This is a genomic window from Caldivirga sp. MU80 (assembly GCF_001663375.1).
In the GTDB taxonomy this organism is placed as follows: Archaea; Thermoproteota; Thermoprotei; order Thermoproteales; family Thermocladiaceae; genus Caldivirga.
In genome coordinates, this window is record NZ_LCTF01000036.1 from 1 (window position 1) to 19,315 (window position 19,315).

Sequence of the window (19,315 nt, forward strand, 5' to 3'; positions counted from 1 at the left end):
ACGCCTACTCTCCTCAAAGGGCCAAAGCCAAGCAGCATCAATATGAGCATGACCAACACCAAAAACAACACCAACCTTACCAAAACCACCAACCAAACCACGCAAAACACCCAAAGCATCATCAAAGGCGGAGTCGCTAGTCGAATCCTCAGCAAAAACGTTACCCAAGTCCTCCGTGACTATCTGACCAATCCTAACACCCCACGGTAACCCGTAAAGCTTAGCGGCTAGCATTAACTGAAGCCTATTAACAGTGGTGAATGGAACCCTCTTAAGGGCCTCAGTCAGGGCGTTCAGTAAAGTGTCCCTAAGGGCATCGTCACCGGTGGCCCTAGCTAAGTCGAGTATAACCCTACCATAGGCCCAAAGCCTCCAGGCGGAGTAACTCCTAGTGACTAGGTACGGTTCACCGGGGTTTACGTCAACTATTTCACCGAAGGCTGCGTAGGGCGTGAACTCAGCCTCAACAACATGACTACCCCTGGTTAGTGGTATGAACCTGTGGTAACTGTCCAGGGCGTAGGTTGGCTTACCATCAACCCTAACTAAGGCACTACCCCTATAATCAACCACAACAAGCTGATCCTGGTCACTCACGGCATTAACACTAACCCTAAACCTATTGCCGCCTACTGAATCCCACTTGAGGGGCCTAATATTCCTAAACGACCTAGCGGCCACGTAAGCCAACCTAAGCTCAAGCTCATTGAAGGACCTTCTAGAAGGCATAGGTGAGCCACTTCAGTAGGCTTTAAAGTATTAAATGCCCCTCCTAAACCTAGTAATGGCAATCACAATGATGATTATTAACACGGTTACTAAGGCTACCACAGCCACCCAGTTAATGGCCGAAGGCGGCTTAGCGGCTTGGCTGGTGGCTATGATTACTGTGCTTACCCTGCTTGGTTTAAGAATAACCTTGATGTCAACCGCCGAGTGGTTGAACACGGCCGTTGGTTCGGGTATGTACTGTATGTAGAGCATGTGGGTTGTCTTATTGAAAAACCATCCACTGGGCACCTGAGGCGTGAAGGTGAGGTAGTACTGGGTTGGCATGTACATTGACTGGTTCAGGTAAGGCTTAACACCACTGTTGTTGACCATTACGGTTACGTTCAGTGAGTTGAAGGGTACGTACAACTCAAGGTGTGTTATGATACCGCTCGGGGGCATTAGGTAACCCTCAACGTTAACGATGACTTCGGAGGCGTTTTCAGCCACGCTTAACTTCGTCACGTTTAGGTACCTCCAGCGGTTGATGGTTAACCCAGTCTCGTTAAGCATCCTAACCTGCCAAACAGCCACAGCCTCAAGGATAGCTGGTACACCCTCAGTATTGGCGTAGTTGAAGAATGCGTAGAAGGGTGGTGGGTTACTCCCCGGCGCCAGTACGTCGTTGAAGATTATGTTTATGAGCGGTAAAACCACCCCAGTGTCGTTGTAAGGTAAACCAGCCTCAAGCCAACCAAACAAGTCCTCACCAGCCTTATAAGGTATCGCGTAGTCTATTGGTAATGGTGGTGACGGGGTTGATTTAAACACCCCTAGGGCATGCACCTGAGCCCTATAATACTCGCCAAGTAGGTTACCTAGGCTGTAGCCCATGGAATCCAGGAGGCTTATCAACCAGGCAGTCAACCCATAACCAGTGGCCCCACCCTCAACGGCACTCAACGTTACCGGTGACTCAACGTAGCTCAATGCCAATTGCCTAATGGTTTCATTACCAGGTTCAAGTAGTAAGGCGGCCACGAGGAATGTTGAGACACTCCTAGGGTAAAAGACGCCGCTTTTAACCTCCTCCTCAACTATGGGTAGCCAGAAGTTCACGAAACCCCTGGCGAAGGATAGCACCGTTTCATTATGGGTCTCCAGGCCGAGCAACGCTGAGCCGAGCGCAATGTAGCCGAAGCTGGCCGGCGACCCAACCTCAGCATTGCTTGGATACTTGTTCAACAGTAAGCCGAGCATGATGTAGGGTTGCGTACCGTAATCAACAACACTGGGACCAACCCCAACGGCGTAAACCTTAACACCACCGTTAGCCGTAATGGTTAAGCCACTGGAATTAAGCCTAACCATTGTTACGTTGCCTATAACGAAGATTGAGGGGTTGTTTGTGAAGGGGGCTGTATTGGTGAATGAGGCAACCCCAGCAGCAACACCCCTAAATAACCCTGAGGCAACTAACTCACTAACCAGGCTCAGGTTACTTGAGTAGATGTACGCCACAGGCGCTGGGGGTTTTAAGGTCAACGTGAGCAGGTTCCCATTAACCGGCTTAACTAGGAAGTACCCATCATTGACGTTAATGATGACTACGGCTTTACCACTGAAGTTGAAGACCACTGACTCATTGGTGAGCCTAATCGTGTATGCACAACCACCGACACCATTAATTGAGATTAGTGATGCGACGTAGTTGAAGCCGAACAGTTCAGTGCCCAGTGATAATGGGCAACCACCAGCGGCGATTATGTTATTGCCATAGTAGCCGTTAAAGCTATTGAGCATTGTTTGAACAACCCTATCAGGCATCATGTAGCCGTAGGCCCTAAGGCCATAAAGGAAGTTGAAAGCCTCATAGGCAAGCGTGTAATTCCTGATTACTGAGAACGCCGTAAGAACCTTACCATCATCATCAGGCCAGTAATCGTAAAAATCAGTACCCCCACTTGGACTTGGAAAACATAGGAAGCCATGGAAACTCGGTCTATAGTAAGAGGATAGCTGCAGTTCAAGAAGTTTAACAATAGGCGTAACGTTAGCATTATCAGCAACCGAAATCAACTGATACGCCACGGTCACTAAGGTAACGGCTAGAATTAACAATATTGCCAAACCCATGAAACTCACCTGAAACTTAGCCATCATAATTCACGAACCTAAAACCTTAATATTAAGCATTTCTCCAAACATGTTAGGAACACTGAACTTCCACATGAAGTAACTTAAAAAGGTAATATTAAGGGAAGAAAAGGAGAAGTAAAAGGGAGAAAGGGGGAAGGGAAAGAAGAAGGGAAAAATTTGGTTTTTAATGTTGGTTGTGGTTTCGTGTTCATCTCCTCCTCAACGCAATTACCGCTGCCACTGCTGCTACTACAATTACGATGATTACTATTCCAGCGATTAGTGCTGTTGATATTACTGGTTTTGTTACGGTTACTGTGGTTACTGCTGTCGTGGTTGATACTGCTGTTGTTGTGGCTGTGCTTGTTACTGTTGCCGTTGATGTTACCGTTGAAACAGCAGTAGTGGTAGTCGTGGTTGTAGTCGTAGACGTGGTAGTGGTAGTAACCGGGGTAGTCGTAGTCGTCGTAGTAGTGGTCGTAGTCGATGTAGTGGTGGTTGTTGAAGTGGATGTAGTAGTCGTAGTGGTAGTTGTAGTTGTTGTGGCTACTGGCGTGTACGGTATGTGGAAGTATGAGGATAGACATGCAAGGTTAACGGTCTTATCAGGCACCCAGCCTAGGAAGCTTGCTAACTGTGGGTCAATCTTCCACAGTGACCCATTAGCTGCAGCCTCAACTAGCGGTGGGACAACCCCAGGCGGTGCTATGGCACCAAATGCAGCATTCCAAAGCATTATGGGCAGTGACTCACCCCATGGACCCTGAACGAAAGGTACCCATGAGAATAGCGTTAGGCACTTAACCCACCATGTTATGTCGAAGTCGCTCGGATCATAGTTGAACTGCTGGTTTTGAGTTAAATTAGGTATGACCGGCATGTAGTACTCATACCATGCAAATAACACCTTAAGTAATTCATTGTACTGCGGCATTCCTGGTGCTGTAGCCGCAAATACTATATTCCAGTTTGTTAGATTTATGTAACCGAATGTTGAGTTTACGCACCAAACAATCGTGCCGTTTGGTGGTGTAAAGCCTGGTAGGCTACTAATGGTGACTGGTGTGCATGTGCCATTAGGCCACTGGAATGGCCAAGCCTTCGAGAGATTAAACGCTGGGAAGGTCCAGAATGGCCATGATAAGAAGCCAAAGTCCCCGTAACCCCTAGACCAAGTCAACCATGTTATTGCCATCTCATACTCACCATTAGGGAATATTGTACTCCAATAGGTAGCTGTATCCATACCTAAGAGGGTGGTTTTTATGCCGAATTGACTAAGTGTGGTTGCAACAACCGATGTGAAGGTCATCCAGTCTGTGAAACCTGATGGAGCTATCAATGTTACCGTTAATGGTGTCCCATTCGGTAAATACCATTGGCCATTCTTCTTATATAATCCAGCAGACTCTAGCAGTTGAGCAGCCTTGGTCCAATTCGTGCTGCAAGGCGTAACGATGCTCCATACGCTTGATGGGTAAGACTCTATTGAGGGTGGGAAATTAGCCACTGGGACAGGGTAAGGATCCGGCGTATATAACCCACCCCAGGCTAATGAGGCAGCGGTTCTGTTTATGATGTAGCAGAAGGCTTGCCTAACCTGTGGTATATTAAATGGGTATATGTTAGGGTTCAAAGTATAGCCATTAGTGGCATAGTGGGGTCCATTATACTCACCAAATCCACTTGCATTAAGTGTAGCCTCCTGTTGGAGTGATAGGCCTATGAAGCCTAGGTTAGCCTTCCTAGCCAAGAAGGCCGTCATTGCTTGTGTATTGCCCCCAATCCACCACTTAGTGTACTTCGGGTATATGTACCAGTCCTCGAAGGGGAATATCTTAATCCAACTAGCCAATAACGGTACACCATTGTAGTACATAGGTTCAAGCTCCAGAGTCTGGTAAGTTGGGCTTACATAAGTCACGTAGTATGGACTTAACGCCCAGTATGGTGCAACGAACTTAGTTATATTATTTGAGCCGAAAACCATGGCTTGGGTAACATTCATCGTCTTCAATGCATCAACAGCCCACTTCCAAACAGGCCACGGAGTTTCAATCCATGAGGTGAGGATGTAGTATGGCTGCTGTGGGCTCCACTCGTAAAATATAAACTCAATTGTGTAATTATTCAATACCCTAATCTCTTCATCAACAAGGGACTGGTTTAAGAATGGTACATACCAACCAAATGCCTTAACACCAATGTAGAACTGAGCATAAACATCCCAAGCAGTGAAGGGCATAACAGCCGAACCATTAAACCAATACAAGTCATGCCTAAGATAAATTACAAGGGTCTTATTCTGAGGAAACATAGCCCAAGACTTAGCTAATACTGGGTAGAATTGGGCTGTTACTGGATTATAGAGTGCAAGTGGCATATAAGTACCAACGGTCCCTATTAAGTTACCTGGAGCATAAGGATTCCAAATAGGGACACCAGGAGATACTATTACAGTACTTGGTATAGCCTCGATTATGGTCACAGTAGGGGTGCTTGAAGCACGCACCACATTAACGCCATACATTGCCATTACTGCTATTGCTATTGCGGCTGCTAGGAGGGTGTATGTTTTACCGTTCATATAGGATTTAATCATGCTTAAGTTTTATTTAAAATTAATTCCAAATAAGTTTGGTTCCCTTTAATTGGAATAATCTTTAAATATGCGTTGGTAATCTTATAATGATGCCGTTAAAGTGGGGTGTTTTGAGGGTACGCCTTGCTCATGATGACTGGTCTACCTTAACCGGTAAATTTAACAATGTTAATGTGCATGTAATTTCTTCAACCCCTATACCCGGTAAGGATAAGATTATCGCCATTATTGAAGTTTACTCGGATAACGTAAAGGTGCTTAAAGAGTTTTTGGATGAGGTTAAACGTTTTCACAATATCTATAGGTTTGAGGTTATTGATTCATATTCACGTAGGGGTAGGTCTATAGCCTTGGTTAACATTTTCACTAACTTTAAGGGCAGCATAACTGAGCTAGTTACGTACCATGACTCATATAAGTACGGTGAGGTTATGCATGGTGGCTTTGAGGATTGGACTATTTTAACGTGGATGAGGCCCCAGGACTTCCTTGGTGTGCTGCGTGAGAGGGCTGAGGTTAAGTCCTACACGTGGCTTAGTGTTAAGGATACCTCCTCTAGGTATGCCAGGGGTGCCTTAACTGGCTGGGAGTTGGAGGTGCTTAATAGGGCTTATGAGCTTGGCTACTTTGATTGGCCTAGGAGGGTTAACCTAGGTGAATTAGCCAATATACTCGGCGTTAATAAGGCTACCCTGAGCCAGGAGTTGAGGATCATAATCCGAAAGCTAGCCTTAAAAGAATTGGAGGGTTCACGTAAATCCAACCTACTGCCCTAACCTTAAGCATGCATGATGCAGGAATTAACTTCCGCATATGCGCAAAAGATAGTTAAATGCAACTAATGGCTAGGTTTAGTAGCCTAGCCGCCTCATAATCATCAATTACGATGATGCGGTTCCTAAGGTCTCATGCTAATAGACTTGGCTAAAGCCTGGGTCAATATATTAGATGCCCAAGGGGACTATTAAGGCTTTGGCAGTGCATCGCTAAGCTCTACGCACTTGGTCATGGGTCTTTTCCTTAAAGCATCCTGAAACTACTGGTAACATTAAAGTCGCTTCACGGGTTAAAGCTGCCTTAGCGTATGACCCGTATGGAATCATCATTAGCTTATCAAACCACACTCAACTTTATCGCGTAAATGCGCAACTCATCAATAACATGCATAACTCTCAGCAATCCTTCCCCTTAAGTAGTTGCATTGCTAGATGGATTCATTATGAACTTATTTTGCACTCTTACGTACCGTGTTAGGTGGGTCATTTGTGTGCCTCCAGAGACCCCTCCTAAAGCTTATGACCTGTATCCCTAATTCATCAATTGTGGCATCGGTCATTAGGGGTTCAGTTAAATTCTCATCAACCGCCACGTAAACGCGTGTTTGAGATAGCACCTTACCTTCGTCATCCAGCAGTTGAACAAGAATGGTGTTCCTTGATATGTAATTACGCGTTACCCCTGATGCTAGTTCAACGTCTATTAGGTCCATGTTACTTAAATCGAGCCCGAGGTCCGTGGCAATGTCCGGTGTCACGACAACTACAGGAATTTCACTCTCGGCGCCACCATTAACAAGCATGATTACCTCGACGTTATGCCCAGTACCCTCATTTATTAACCTCACCCTTACCCTCACCACCATTTTCAACACCACTCCTAGCATACCACCTAATTATCCTATACTTACCGTACCTCAACCTCATACGCACCTTACCCTCATCCTTGAAAGTCCCCTTAGCCACATGAACCTCTACGGTAACTTCTTTAAAAACCCTACATTAAGTGTATACTGCTCCACGGAGTACTGAATCCATTGCGAACATCCATGGTGCTTAAATGGTTTATGGTAAAGGTTCATGGTGTAATGCGGCAATAATGGTCAAGTCTCGCCCTTGAGGGCGGGGTCACCCTATTACGTGGGGTTCCATGGCAATGGTTTATGAACACCAGCACTACTGGATTGCCCATTAACCCCCATGGAGGGGGTAACTGTCGAGACCCCCAGAGTGAAAACCCCGCCCCAAAAGGGCGAGGAGGGGGTCATCCTGGGCTACTTGCCAAGGTAGTTGAGGAGTATTAGGCATTGTGCGTTAAGATCTCAATGGCCTTATTAACAGTATCCTCAATAACCTTCATGTACACCGTCATGTCGCTTACGGATAACTTAACCTCGTGAAAACCCCAAACGTGCAGCGCATAGGCCGATGCCCAACCTACAGCAACCCAATCACCCAGTGTTGAGGCTAAGGTGTTGCTGGCCCTTTGCAGCAGGTGCGTGTACCACCTACCTTCCCTAACAGCTTCATTGTACTCAGGCGTATTGTACTTCTCGGCAAGCGCCTTAATGCACTCCTCAACGGCCTTATAGGCCTTCTCTGAGGCTTGAGCGGCATCATTCCTTTTGAGGTATTCCTTACTCTCCTCCAGGTACCTTTTAGCTAACTCAACCCTCACCTTAATGCCCGCCATGGGATCATACCTACTGATTGCGTTTATCACCAAGTCCACTACGTCAATGCCCCTCCTCCTAGCCTCATTAATAACCTCCTCAGGAAGCTCCACGCAAATTTTAACCTAGGTGAGTTAAAATTACTTCCCCTCCCTTAAAGCTCAATCCATTGAGCTAAAATTCATACCTAGGCTCAATCAACACCCTAGTAAAAGATCCAGACTACAGCATGGGAATCATCAATGAAAAAACTTACCGTGTTGCTTAAGTTGAATTGAATCATAGGCCTTAAAGTTTAGGCATAATTAAGGTAAGGGTGGGTAAGTTGACGGGTAAGTTAAAAAGGATTTAGGGATGGCTCATCATTCTAATTAATGCTTTAAAGCTTCGTTACACTTGGATTTTTATGACTGGGGAAGTGGACTTTAACTTTAAGGGTTGGTGCGTCTTCATATCAGGCTCGACGGAGGGGATTGGCCTAGCCATTGCTGAGGGTTTCGGTAGGGCTGGGGCTAAGGTAATCGTTAATGGTGTCAGGAGGGAGATTGCAGAGGAGGCTATTAGGCGCCTTAGGGGTGAGGGGATTGAACCAATACTATTCCTTGGCGACGTATCGAATAGGGATAATGTAGCTAAGTTGAGGAGTTTGATTGAGGCTGAGTGCGGTAGGCTAGATGTCCTGGTTAACAATGCCTCCATCGAGGTTGACAAGCCCTTTGAGGATTACGATTACGAAACCTGGAGGAGGCTAATTGAGGTTAACCTGGACGCCTACTACCTGCTTGCAAGGGAGCTACTACCACTGATGCTTAAGGGTGAGGGTAAGGTTATAATAAACATTTCATCCGTCCAGGGGGTTGAGTGCGAACCAACCACCGGGGCCTACAGCGTTACTAAGGCGGCTGAGATAGGGTTAACCAGGGTAATGGCCCTCGACCTGGCTAAGTACGGGATCAGGGTTATTGCAGTGGCCCCTGGGGCCATAGACACACCGCTTAATAGGGTTAAGTCAAGTGGTCTGGACCCGGGTGGTAGTTGGGAGCATGCGTATAGTGTAATCTCTGAGGCTATACCAATGGGTAGGTTTGGTAAGCCTGAGGAGGTTGCCTCAGTGGTAATGTTCCTGGCCTCAAAGGTGGCCAGTTACATGACCGGCACCACGGTTTTCGTTGATGGGGGCTTAACGGCAATATCACCCACAGGCATTAAGATAAAGGACCTCACGAGGGCCAGGGAAGGCAGGTGATAGGTCTCTTAGTTTACCAACCCCTCACCCATGGCTTATAGGCCCGGTGCCGTGGCGCTGGTTAGACGTTACCGTATTACCACTGGTTTCAATAGGGTAACTATTAAATATGGTTTAACACGCCGTTAACGTTAATGATACTTGCCAGGGATGAGATACTGAGGTTAATTAAGGGTGGTACCCTGGGTGTAGAGCCCTTTAGCGAGGATGTGGTTAGGGAGAATGGGCTTGACCTAAGGGTTGGTAACGAGTACGCCATATACGCCTTCGAGGGTCAGGTCATCGACCCCTGTGAGCTTGAGTCCGCTAGGCACCTGTTCAGCATTGTTGAGGCTAAGGATGGTAGGATAATTATCCCGCCCAGGAGTTTCGCCCTGCTCACAACAATGGAGTACGTTAGGCTCCCAAACGATGTAATAGGCCTATGCAACCTAAGGTCAACCCTAGCCAGGTATGGGTTAAGCGTACCACCGACAATAATAGACGCAGGCTTCGAGGGAAACGTAACCATAGAGGTCATTAACAATAGTGGCAACTACCTAGTCCTAAGGCCTGGGATGAGGTTCCTACACGTGGTCCTAGCCAAAACAATAGGCGAGGCCAAGTACCAGGGAAGGTACCTAGGTCAAAGGGGGGTGACACCGCCAAAGGGCCTTAAGGGGGAGTGCCACTAAGCCATACCCACATTGGGTAGTGTTTTTAAATTCTGGTTTGCCTAATGTTTTGAGCCGGGTCGTCTAGCGGCCAAGGATGGTGGGCTTTGGACCCACTGACCCCGGTTCGAATCCGGGCCCGGCTACCAGAAAACCATGCTAAACATCATTCCTCACCGTTCTATTTCTGTTCGCCTTGTTACATTTCGATGTGCTTCTTGTTATGGAAGGCATATATCCTCTGCAGTATATGCTGTAGATGGTTAACTACAAGCTAATCAACATTGGCAGCATTAGCAATGAGGAGCGTGTTAAAATCATCAACTACGTCATGGAGGCTAAGGGATCCGCGCCAGGGACCTTGGCGTAACTATTAACCTAACAACCTAATCAGCATGATACGCTCGGGCAAGAGGCGTGTTACTGAGGACCTGCTCTACAGGGCGCTGAAGTTCCTTAATGACCCCCTCCCCGCCTTTAAGGGTGGGGTTTCACCTTGGGGGTCTTGGTTGTTACCCCGCCTATTGCGGGGTTATTGAATAACCCAGTGGGGCTGGTTTTCATAAACCTAACGCCTGAAACCCACATAGTGGAGTGACCCCGCCCTAAAGGGCGAGGCTTGTCCGGTGTCACGAGGAGTTAGCTAAGCTCCTGGGGCAAATACCTGAGGTGGGGCCTGCGAGTATTAATGATGTTAAGGGTCATAGCCAAGGCTAGGGCAGACCCTGGCTTCAGGGATGTACTTCTCTCGTACCTGGATCGCTATTTGGGTGACGACGTTAGGAGCGCAGGGACGAAGTGGGTTGTGACTGAGCAAGACCTAGAGGAGTTTGTAAAGTCCAAGAAATTAAAAGGCTTGGCTGAGAAGACCATTCACGATGAAGTCCGCTACATTAAGTTAGCCCTGTCTGAGGTCAATTGGGTACTGACACCAGAGGGTATTAGGGAATTCCTGGCCGACCTAGCTGAGGATGAGAAGACCTTTGTCCTTAAGCACACCACCTACAGCCTCAAGTCGTTCTTGAAGACCGTGCTGAAGCCCAGGGACCCAGCACTCTTTAGGGCATTGTATGACGTGTTCACAGTACACAAACCAAAAACAAACAACCACACCAGGTTGCCCACACTTAAGCAACTACGCCTAATATGGCAATAACTGCCAACCATCGAGTCCAAGTTCTACTTTGCGTTGCTCGCCGAGACTTGGAAATACGTTGGGTTAGCCAGTGTTTTAAAGATAAAGACTGTTGTCCCAGCTGGTTGGCTCATTGGCTAATTAAACCCTGGCTAAAAGATTCCCTGCCCACACGTGTAGTGACTAGTGTTCGCTTTGGTGATGCCCGCACGCGTGGTATACCACGCGAGCCACATGCCATAAGCACCAGCTGGTGTTCCCCTGCGTTGCTTGTGGACGGCATGCGGGTTGGGCTGGGTTAGTCTAGTATTGGTGTTAGTTTCCTATTGTACTTCCCGTAGACTATCCCGCGTATTGCCCCTGCGTAGTAGAGCATCAACCAGGCGTTCTCTACCTTACCAGCGTACTCGCGGTAGAACTTCCTAGCGAGTCTAGCGAGCTCGTCAGCCTCCTCTGGTGTCATGTCCTCACCCTTGTCGATAAGCTCAAGGAGCCTTTTCCTCTCCTCCTCCGTGAGTGGGTTTGTCGTGGTGGTTGTCATGTTCCTGAGTGCTGTCTTCAGTAGGTCCACGTCCTCAATTATCCTCTTTCTCCCGAGGTTCTCAACAAGGCTAGACAAGAAGTCACCCAACCCATTCATAACTCTCCTCAACTCGCCAACATCCCTCTGGACGTTGGTTAGCCCAATCCTCAACTCCTCAATGTCCCTCCTGGTGTCCCTCTCGAACTTGTACATGAAACCGACTATGGTGACAATCCCCACCAGGAACTCGATGAGGGTATAGTCCATGCGGGCGCTCAGTCTTTTCACTGGTTGGGGCTTAAAAGTCTGTTGTTTCATGCAGAATGTTGCCCACGCGCTTTAGTGCTAAACATCCGCTCACCCCTCAGTTGCCTAGTGGTTCGCACCGTTCCCCTCGCTGAAGGTGGCTCCTCCAAGGTCCCCCTCGTCAAGCTCATCGGGTTCACCCCACCACTTCACCGAAAAATTAAACGCTCCACAGTATTAACCATCAACAGGAACGAACACCACAAACAACTATAAAAACCAAAACTGCCCTTGTGTATGGATACCGCCTACTCCTTAAGCGCTGGCCTTAGCTTCTCTATTTCCCTTAAGTTCTGTGTCTCATTGATGATTACGACGCCGAAGTCGTAAGCGTCCCCATTTAGTAACACTAATGGGCTTAGTATCGATTTCCTCTAGCCTTTGAGTCTTTTTGACGCTTCCCTGTAGATTGGGTCCAGGAATTCGTAGTCCTTAATTATACTTAGCTTCTCCAGGTTGGTGATTATGTTGTGTAGGACGCTTGAGGATATTGTGGAGCCCTCCTCATCCTCAAGGCACCTAAGCACCCTGCCCCAGCTGTTGGAGCCGTTAGCTATGCACCTAAGCACAGTCTCATACCTCCTAGCCACTATAGGTGAAGTCCTCTCCTTAACCCTTATCAAATTCTCAATCTCAGACATGGCGATTTTAATGGCCGTTTCCCTAACTTGACTAAGGTCTCTGGTCCCAGCATAGACATTGCCTGCTAAGGTTAACCAGCCTGGTATGCCGTCAAAATACTCGGCAATACTCGTTATAACATCATCACTCACGCTTATGGAAAGTTCACTAAACCCCCTTCTTAAGAATTCTTCACTTTCATCAACACTGAACCTCCCTAGGGCAACCTCATGGTAGTATCGGCCGTAGAGGGGTGATTCTTCATCATCTACGTTAAGTAATTCGTGAAGGAGACCTACCTCTGAGCCGGTGAGTATGAAGGTTAGGTTTCTATCATAGTCGTAGGCGTGGGCTATGGCATCCTTAACCTCATTAGCCAACGGGCCCCTAAGCCTCTGCGCCTCGTCAAGGGCTATTACGAGTCTCCTCCTATTAAGCTTATCAAACAGCTCCGTTAAGCTAAGGTAGTCTCTGCCACTCCACTTAAGCTCAACGTAATTACCCATTATGCTAACACCCCTAATACCCTTAAGCACATCCCTCAACTTATCGAGCTTTGATGAGAAGGCCGTTGAGAAGAGTGCGTATAGCTCCCTCCTACCGTAATTCTCCTTAAGCGCCCTACAGTCAATGAGTACGGAGTCAACGTTAACCTCGTTGAGGGCTACAAGTAGTACGGACGTCTTACCAATCCTCCTTATGCCGGACAGCACAATAATTGGCCTACCCTTGTCTATAGCATCTATGACCTCAGAAACCTCCTTAACCCTATCAAACAAGTCCTCCCTCCTGGCCTTAGGTCTCTCATCAAACAGCATTTCTGCCCCAGAACAATTATTCTACCCCAGAAATATAAAATTAACTATATCGCTTAATTAACTGCACCGGCAACTCACGTTAGTTGGAGCTGTTAAACTGCGTTACATTAAGCACCCCTCCACTGATTAGTCTCTTCTCATGGAGCAGTAAGTAGCAGTAATTACCCTTAATCACTGTAGTATAGCTGTAGTAAATTGGGTATTAGAGAGATACTGGGTATGTCCAGTTACTCAGTGTTAAGATTGTTAATGGTCTGGGTGTTTGGCTGCCAATAATCCTTTCGGGTCTGAGTTGGCGACTCCAGTAGCGTATAGCCGGACATGCTCCGACCTTCCTTCTGTTCTTGGGAGTTGAGTGGTGCCCCTCCTTATTCCTATTCGCTTGTCTGATGATGTTCATGGGTTTGTTCCAGATCAGCATTGCAGGGCTTTGCTCTAGGCTGGCTCTTAGTTTTTCTTAGGAAGAACCACAGGAAAGTAGCGATTCCGTATGGAATAAGTAGATTTGACTCATCCTAGTGTTTTCTTCAGTCCATGTTTCCCTTAGTTTCTTTATGTTCCACCATAGGCTGTCCCAGCAACAATAACCGTGTTACTGCTCATCTACGCATTCGCCATAACCTCTCTAGGCATGAGGTGGTCCAGGTGACCTCTTCCCTGCCCTTGCACCAACCCTAGCGTTGCGTGGAATCATCGTTAGGGGTCTGTCACATTAATGCCTAATGACTTGAGTATCGTGTTCATCATATCCACAGCCCTACGCGCCATCGCCAGCGCCCTCTCGGCATCATCCCTACCGTATATATCCCACGGCGTCAACCCAGCGCTAGGCTCGCCATAAGTACTCCTAGCATGTTCGGGAGCCAGCGCCTTGGCTATATTCGCCAGCTCAAGTATTAAGCTAGTGAGTTCCCTAGGCATCCTATCAATCAGCTCCTCCAATTCGCCTGAGGGGTCGTGTGACAAAATGGTCAAGCCTCGCCATTCATGGCAGGTTTGCGCCACTACGTGGGGACGATAGTTTTATTAAAGACTAGCTCCGCTGGGGTGTTTGGTGCTTGGGGGTGGTGCCCCCGGGAAGGGGGTTTGCTTCCCTCAGATCAGATGAGCCGGTGGGGCGATACTCCACTGTTTCCACCACCCCAAGAACGAAACCATTAACCCCGCAGAGGGAGTAACGGACGAGACCCCCACGGTGAAACCCCACCCAAAAGGGCGGGAAGGGGGTCATTGCTAGTCTATACCTGTACCTAACCTCATCCATTGGGTCGAACATAGCTGTTCACTGTGTGTACGAGGGGTTTACCATCAGCCCTCTCCCAACCGTACTTCCCATCCCTAGTCCTATACCTAACGAACCCCTCCCTCCTGATGAAATCGGCAACCGTAGCCTTAAACCAAGCCAGCTCACCCAGTTTATCGCAAATTACCACGCCATCCCAGGCAATGTTTATTGCTAATGAGGACCACCTACCGTGGATATCCGCCCTCCTCATTATCACCAACGTGATGTCGCGATTAATGTGCCTCTTAATTACCCCATAAACCCTAGCCCTAACGTCGAAGTTACCGGTTAAGTTACTAAAGAGAACTAGAACATCAACATCACTATCCTCCCTAGCCTCACCACGAGCCCAACTACCAAAGAGCATTAACCCTAAGAACTCATCACCAAATTCCCTCCCAAGATCCATGCATGCCCCCCTTAATGAGGCAATTACATCAGCGGTATTCACTGGCAAAAACTAAATGAGGGATACTTATACCTATCCTTAAGACTATCAATAATGATTGAGGTGTATCCTAGTGACTAGGCCCTCACCCTCAAGTATAACCTGAACCTGCCTCGTTATGACGCTTACGTGTATTATCTGGCTTGGGTAGTAGTCACCCCGCCTAATGAATGCCTTACCACCCCCGGTGTTCAGCAGGTAAACCATGGCCTCCTAGATACCAGCTGTCTTTGTGTAACCACCTAGTTCATTAACCCCCTCAGTCGGGTCTCCCAAAGACATTTAGACATGCTTCTAGTGGCATTCCACGGGCTTCCACATCCTGATGCCCATGTTTAGTACGTCATTAATCAGGTATTTAATGGAGGATTATGTGGATGCTTTGAGGTGGTTCCGCATACCATGCACCATTACTTAAGTTGGGTTACGTTATCACGGCGCCGTATATGGTGTCTATGCCCAGTTGGTTAGCCCTATCCAGCGCCTCCTTATCTATGTTAATAGCCATTAATATAACCCTCTTAACCTCCCTACCCAATATCCTACCCACAATCCTAGCCTTATCGAAGAGCCACTCCACGTCATCAAGCTCCGCGTGGGACTTAACCTCAATTAGGTAAACCTTATCGTCATGTATGTAGACATCCATCTCCAACCTAGCCCCCTGCCTATAATACTTCCCATCAACATCCGTGTAGATGAACTTCTCAACCTTACCAGGCTCAATACCCCTGCTCTCAAGCGCATCCTTGTAAATCTTGAGGACAGTCTTCTCAAGGTCAACACCCCACCTCCTGCCCAGTGAACCCATGGCCACCTTTAATTCACCGACAGCCTTAACCAACTCACTAAGAATTTTTCCATGGTCACTCAATATTTCCTCATGCCTCTTTAGTATTTCCTCATGTCTCCTTAGTATTTCCGTTATTTCGCTTAGTCTCTTATCGTGCTCATCCAGTCTATTTAGGATCTCCTGGAACCCGGTCCTCATGTACTCCGCCATTTCCTTAAGCTCCTCAGACCTAGCCTTACGCACAGCCCTCTCCACAACCTCCTCAAGCTTATCCCAGTCAATAGAGCTCATTACAAGTTAATCACGCCCACCTTTAATATAAACCTTTACCCCCTCGTGGCAATTAACTTTAACCACTACTCCGGTGGTATTTCGGTGTATGTTATGGCTATGTCTATGCCGTACCTCCTAATGTTAACTATGCGTGATACCGTGTAGGCAACAATACCGAGAACCACAGCACCGGCAACCACACCGTATGCCAGCCAGTTCCCACCCCATATTGATGGGTATGCCAGGAACTGGTAAGTCAAGTAAGCCATCACAGCCGTCGTTAAGGCACCGGACACGGTCAACGTGGCCCTTAGACCTCTGCCCATGCTTAGGCGCTTACCCACACCTATCAGTACGGCGCCAACGCCCACGGCCATGAAGTACATTAAGGCACCCACGGTTGCACCGTAGAGTGCCGTGAATGTTCCGTAGAATATACCAGCCAGGGTGATTAGCGCCGCCGTTATTGTTAAGTCCAGTAGGTGGGCGTATATTGGAGTCCTAAACCTAGGGCTTAAGTAGGTTAATCTTACCAAGAGTCTCAGAGTCGCGGTTAACCACCGATGCGTAATTCATGAACTCCCCCAGGCTGTGGAACAGGCCGGAGTCGAGCAGTTCCTCAACATCCTTAACACTCAATGTGTAACCTGGATTATCCACCTCAGATATAGTGGGTGGTACACATGATGGTACTTGAACAAGCACCTTCAAGGGTTGCCTAATGGCCTCCTCGGTGAAGGCAAGTAGGTGTTTTAAACCACCTGCATTGGATATGTTATGGGGGTCTGTAACTATCATGGTTGTGCCATGCATTAGTGCAAGCTTACTGAACTCACTTGGTCTCAAGAAACTAGTCTCAACATGAACATGCGCATCTATGAAACCTGGAGCCGCATAGGAACCACCACCATTAATAACCATTGTACTGTGGCCGATGTAGACTTCATCATCACTTGCGCTAACCAAGGCAGCTATGAAGCCTGAATAGGCCACTATAGACACGTTCTCCACCACACGCCCACCGGCAACATCAACTAGGTTAACGTTGCGTACCACCAGGTCAGCCTTCCTTAAACCACTGGCAACTTCAACCAACTGGGGTAAAGTCTCGAGGAACTTGCCTATTGCCCACCTTGGGAAGACTAAGCCCTTTAAGCCATGCTTATCCATATTATTACATTAGTTATTGAAATATTTATAAGCATTAACCCCATATTCAAATTAAATAATTAGATTAATTAATTTAATTAACGATTCAGTACAGCTCCATAAGTATACTGGATAGTAAATACACCGCAACCTTGATCAGTAAGCCCTAAGATGTCGATCTACGCCATTGCGTATAGTATACGCTTAACATGGTTAGTGTTCTTAAGGCGCCTTAACCTCATGCCTCAGGTTAGTTAACTGCCGGTGGTTATCATTCTGCTAAGGCATTATAATACCTTTAGTACTTCTTGGATGCATATGTGAGGGCTTCCTTGATCTGGTCAAGTCTCCATCTATAACTCCTACGTGTTATTAGTCTCCTTAAAGTCTAATATACTCCTCTTAAGTGGTTCAATAATTACCTTAATAAGGTCATTACTCTAGCTGTTTGATCCGGCTGGCATGGCCATAATTACCTCAAGGTTCTTGCATCCCAATCCCTAACATCAACTTTAAGTAACCGGTAAACCTCTAAAGTAGTTAAGCTCTTGGTAACCCCGTAAATGTGAATCACCTATCATCACCGAAATTGTACGAAGGTCTCACTGACGTCGCTCCGCTGAGTATTAACGGCTTATGCACTGCACTTAGTATTTTGCCCAGGGTTTAAGGTATAGTGTTAAGTAACCATATTTTTATCTTTTAAGAAGGTATGTTCTGAAACCTCCTTGAATGTGCCACAGGAGTATTAACATTACATGTAAGATTTATGAGCCCCATTAATAATTTCCTGCGCCTCCTTAACCATTCTCTCTATGTCCGGCAACCTATCATTGATATCCTCAGCGTTGATTTTAGCCTCATGAAATCCCCACACGTGTAGGTAGTTTGCCGCATCCCAAGCGGCCCTGAACCACCTTCCCAGCTTCCTTGAGATTTCCAAGGTAGCCCTTTCAAGATCTGTAACCGTCCACCTGCCACTCTCATCAACACTCTTAATTATGCTAATTAGATTGAAGTGAATTGCCAGCGCCTTAACAGTCTCCTCGGCAGCCTTGTAAAGCTTCTCACTGGCCTGAACGGGATCCTTATCCACTAACCCCTTACCCTCCTCAAGAAACCTCAAGTCAAGCTCAACATGAGCCTCAGCCGTGGTTCGAGTAGGCTGCCTGCTCCTCATTCCTCTTATCCTACGTTTAGTTAATATTTAAAGCTGCGGGTCCTTGGCTTTTCGTTGTTGTTCAGAAATGAAGCTGGTTAAGAAAGATTTAGATTATGGTAAGGGTAAGTGAGTAAGATTTAGGATATAAGTAATGGGTAAGTAAGGATTTAGATCCTGGTTAAAGGTACAGGCAGGTTAAATGCTAATACCTTATATCACCTTGCCTTAAGACTGTTGGGGGCGGGTTTGATGAACCCAGGCCGCATTGAAGTTAATGAATCCTTGTCCACTGGCCCACTCCCCCAGTAACTGAGCATAAACCAGCCCTATAAGTCCAGCGCCCCTTACCTTAATCTAAACAAGCCCCAGTTGGAGGTTAGGTGGTTAGGGCAAGGTTTGGTGGGCCCGGAGGGATTTGAACCCCCGACCTACGGGTTTCTCCATCGCAGCCTGGAGCCCGCCGCTCTACCGTGCTGAGCTACGGGCCCTATTCTGATTTTAAGCTGGAGTGATTTTAAACTTTCCCTCATGGTGCCGTTCTGCGTTTTAATGGCGCCGTAGTTTAAATGAATATCACTGATCATTACTTAATATGGCGTATTATTCGTTGTGGAAACGTTTTTAATGCACCTAACGCCTAATTTTAACTGGTGATGCATTAATACGGTTGGTATTAGGAATGGTGGATTAATATTTCTCACGGAGTGCTCCGCAACCCCGTTGACCCACATACTCGCCTTTGATGAGGGGGATTACGCGGAGCAGATGACCCTCTCCCCGCCTTGAAGGGTGGGGTTTTCACCGTGAGGGTCTGCCCCTAGAAGGGGCGAGGCTTGGCATGCCTGTCATTGATGAGTTGGGTAGGCTTGGTGTTAGGTACCTTTACCTACTTGGTGGTGAACCCCTACCACTCCTTAACAGGGGCCTACTTGACGTGGTTAGGAGGGGTAAGGAGAGGGGTATGTTTTAAGCACTACCCCCGTTAGTGATGAAGCAGTATTG

Annotated in this window: 19 protein-coding genes, 2 tRNA genes and 1 pseudogene; 6 read left to right on the forward strand and 16 right to left on the reverse strand. The window is 47.3% G+C overall.

The features are described from left to right. From AAX04_RS09615 to AAX04_RS09625, 3 genes and pseudogenes are all read right to left on the reverse strand, one after another. Positions 1–729, reverse strand: a pseudogene (locus AAX04_RS09615) (alpha-mannosidase); the annotation flags it as partial. A 30-nt stretch (positions 730–759) separates the two neighbouring features. Then, a complete protein-coding gene (locus AAX04_RS09620; RefSeq protein WP_066797552.1) occupies positions 760–2,874 on the reverse strand; it encodes a hypothetical protein in 2,115 nt (704 codons plus the stop codon). A 184-nt stretch (positions 2,875–3,058) separates the two neighbouring features. Further along, positions 3,059–5,437: an ABC transporter substrate-binding protein gene (locus AAX04_RS09625; protein ID WP_066797554.1), complete on the reverse strand. Its 2,379-nt coding sequence runs from the start codon at positions 5,435–5,437 to the stop codon at positions 3,059–3,061. A 104-nt stretch (positions 5,438–5,541) separates the two neighbouring features. Here AAX04_RS09625 and AAX04_RS09630 point away from each other — a divergent pair, with 104 nt between their 5' ends. Continuing rightward, a complete protein-coding gene (locus tag AAX04_RS09630; protein WP_066797555.1) occupies positions 5,542–6,228 on the forward strand; it encodes a helix-turn-helix domain-containing protein in 687 nt (228 codons plus the stop codon). Between the two features lie 449 nt (positions 6,229–6,677). Here AAX04_RS09630 and AAX04_RS12415 read toward each other — a convergent pair whose 3' ends face one another. The 3 genes from AAX04_RS12415 to AAX04_RS09640 form a co-directional block, all read right to left on the reverse strand. Further along, entirely contained in the window at positions 6,678–7,094 is a 417-nt protein-coding gene (locus tag AAX04_RS12415) for a hypothetical protein (RefSeq protein ID WP_238377855.1), read from the reverse strand. After that, positions 7,060–7,194, reverse strand: a complete 135-nt coding sequence (locus AAX04_RS12500; RefSeq protein WP_255363593.1) for a hypothetical protein — start codon at positions 7,192–7,194, stop codon at positions 7,060–7,062. The genes AAX04_RS12415 and AAX04_RS12500 overlap by 35 nt, the downstream gene beginning before the upstream one ends. A 334-nt stretch (positions 7,195–7,528) precedes the next feature. Next, positions 7,529–8,014, reverse strand: coding sequence for a PaREP1 family protein (locus tag AAX04_RS09640; RefSeq protein WP_066797558.1), 486 nt, complete (start codon positions 8,012–8,014; stop codon positions 7,529–7,531). Between the two features lie 293 nt (positions 8,015–8,307). On the opposite strand from AAX04_RS09640, the gene AAX04_RS09645 reads away from it, so the two are divergent. The 4 genes from AAX04_RS09645 to AAX04_RS09660 all read left to right on the forward strand — a co-directional run bounded on the left by AAX04_RS09645 (position 8,308) and on the right by AAX04_RS09660 (position 10,956). Continuing rightward, positions 8,308–9,147 carry an SDR family NAD(P)-dependent oxidoreductase gene (locus AAX04_RS09645; RefSeq protein ID WP_066797560.1) on the forward strand — a complete coding sequence of 280 codons (840 nt, stop codon included), beginning with the start codon at positions 8,308–8,310 and terminating at the stop codon, positions 9,145–9,147. Positions 9,148–9,281: 134 nt separating this feature from the next. Next, the gene (gene dcd / locus AAX04_RS09650) at positions 9,282–9,821 is read left to right on the forward strand and encodes a dCTP deaminase (RefSeq protein WP_066797564.1); all 540 of its coding nucleotides are present in this window, start codon (positions 9,282–9,284) and stop codon (positions 9,819–9,821) included. 52 nt (positions 9,822–9,873) lie between these two features. Beyond that, positions 9,874–9,949, forward strand: a tRNA-Gln gene (locus tag AAX04_RS09655). A gap of 539 nt (positions 9,950–10,488) precedes the next feature. After that, complete coding sequence (locus tag AAX04_RS09660; protein ID WP_066797567.1) at positions 10,489–10,956, forward strand: hypothetical protein; 468 nt, start codon at positions 10,489–10,491, stop codon at positions 10,954–10,956. Positions 10,957–11,233: 277 nt separating this feature from the next. On the opposite strand, the gene AAX04_RS09665 is transcribed toward AAX04_RS09660, so the two are convergent. From AAX04_RS09665 to AAX04_RS09705, 10 genes are all read right to left on the reverse strand, one after another. Then, the gene (locus AAX04_RS09665) at positions 11,234–11,746 is read right to left on the reverse strand and encodes a hypothetical protein (protein ID WP_156519792.1); all 513 of its coding nucleotides are present in this window, start codon (positions 11,744–11,746) and stop codon (positions 11,234–11,236) included. A gap of 392 nt (positions 11,747–12,138) precedes the next feature. Further along, entirely contained in the window at positions 12,139–13,203 is a 1,065-nt protein-coding gene (locus tag AAX04_RS09670) for an ATP-binding protein (protein ID WP_066797573.1), read from the reverse strand. A 696-nt stretch (positions 13,204–13,899) separates the two neighbouring features. After that, complete coding sequence (locus AAX04_RS09675) at positions 13,900–14,178, reverse strand: DNA-binding protein (protein ID WP_156519793.1); 279 nt, start codon at positions 14,176–14,178, stop codon at positions 13,900–13,902. Between the two features lie 281 nt (positions 14,179–14,459). After that, on the reverse strand, positions 14,460–14,897 hold the full coding sequence (locus AAX04_RS09680) for a nucleotidyltransferase family protein (protein ID WP_084761389.1): 438 nt from the start codon (positions 14,895–14,897) through the stop codon (positions 14,460–14,462). Positions 14,898–14,984: 87 nt separating this feature from the next. Next, the gene (locus tag AAX04_RS11675; RefSeq protein WP_238377856.1) at positions 14,985–15,143 is read right to left on the reverse strand and encodes a hypothetical protein; all 159 of its coding nucleotides are present in this window, start codon (positions 15,141–15,143) and stop codon (positions 14,985–14,987) included. Between the two features lie 217 nt (positions 15,144–15,360). After that, positions 15,361–16,020 (reverse strand): PD-(D/E)XK nuclease family protein, encoded by a 660-nt coding sequence (locus AAX04_RS09685; protein ID WP_066797582.1) that lies wholly within the window; start codon positions 16,018–16,020, stop codon positions 15,361–15,363. A gap of 65 nt (positions 16,021–16,085) precedes the next feature. Further along, on the reverse strand, positions 16,086–16,538 hold the full coding sequence (locus tag AAX04_RS09690; protein WP_066797584.1) for a hypothetical protein: 453 nt from the start codon (positions 16,536–16,538) through the stop codon (positions 16,086–16,088). Then, the gene (locus AAX04_RS09695; RefSeq protein ID WP_066797586.1) at positions 16,510–17,172 is read right to left on the reverse strand and encodes an amidohydrolase family protein; all 663 of its coding nucleotides are present in this window, start codon (positions 17,170–17,172) and stop codon (positions 16,510–16,512) included. The genes AAX04_RS09690 and AAX04_RS09695 overlap by 29 nt, the downstream gene beginning before the upstream one ends. A gap of 733 nt (positions 17,173–17,905) precedes the next feature. Then, complete coding sequence (locus AAX04_RS09700) at positions 17,906–18,331, reverse strand: PaREP1 family protein (protein WP_066797589.1); 426 nt, start codon at positions 18,329–18,331, stop codon at positions 17,906–17,908. Positions 18,332–18,710: 379 nt separating this feature from the next. After that, positions 18,711–18,801, reverse strand: a tRNA-Trp gene (locus AAX04_RS09705). 350 nt (positions 18,802–19,151) lie between these two features. On the opposite strand from AAX04_RS09705, the gene AAX04_RS12505 reads away from it, so the two are divergent. Then, positions 19,152–19,283 (forward strand): hypothetical protein, encoded by a 132-nt coding sequence (locus AAX04_RS12505; RefSeq protein WP_255363594.1) that lies wholly within the window; start codon positions 19,152–19,154, stop codon positions 19,281–19,283. Positions 19,284–19,315: the final 32 nt, after the last annotated feature.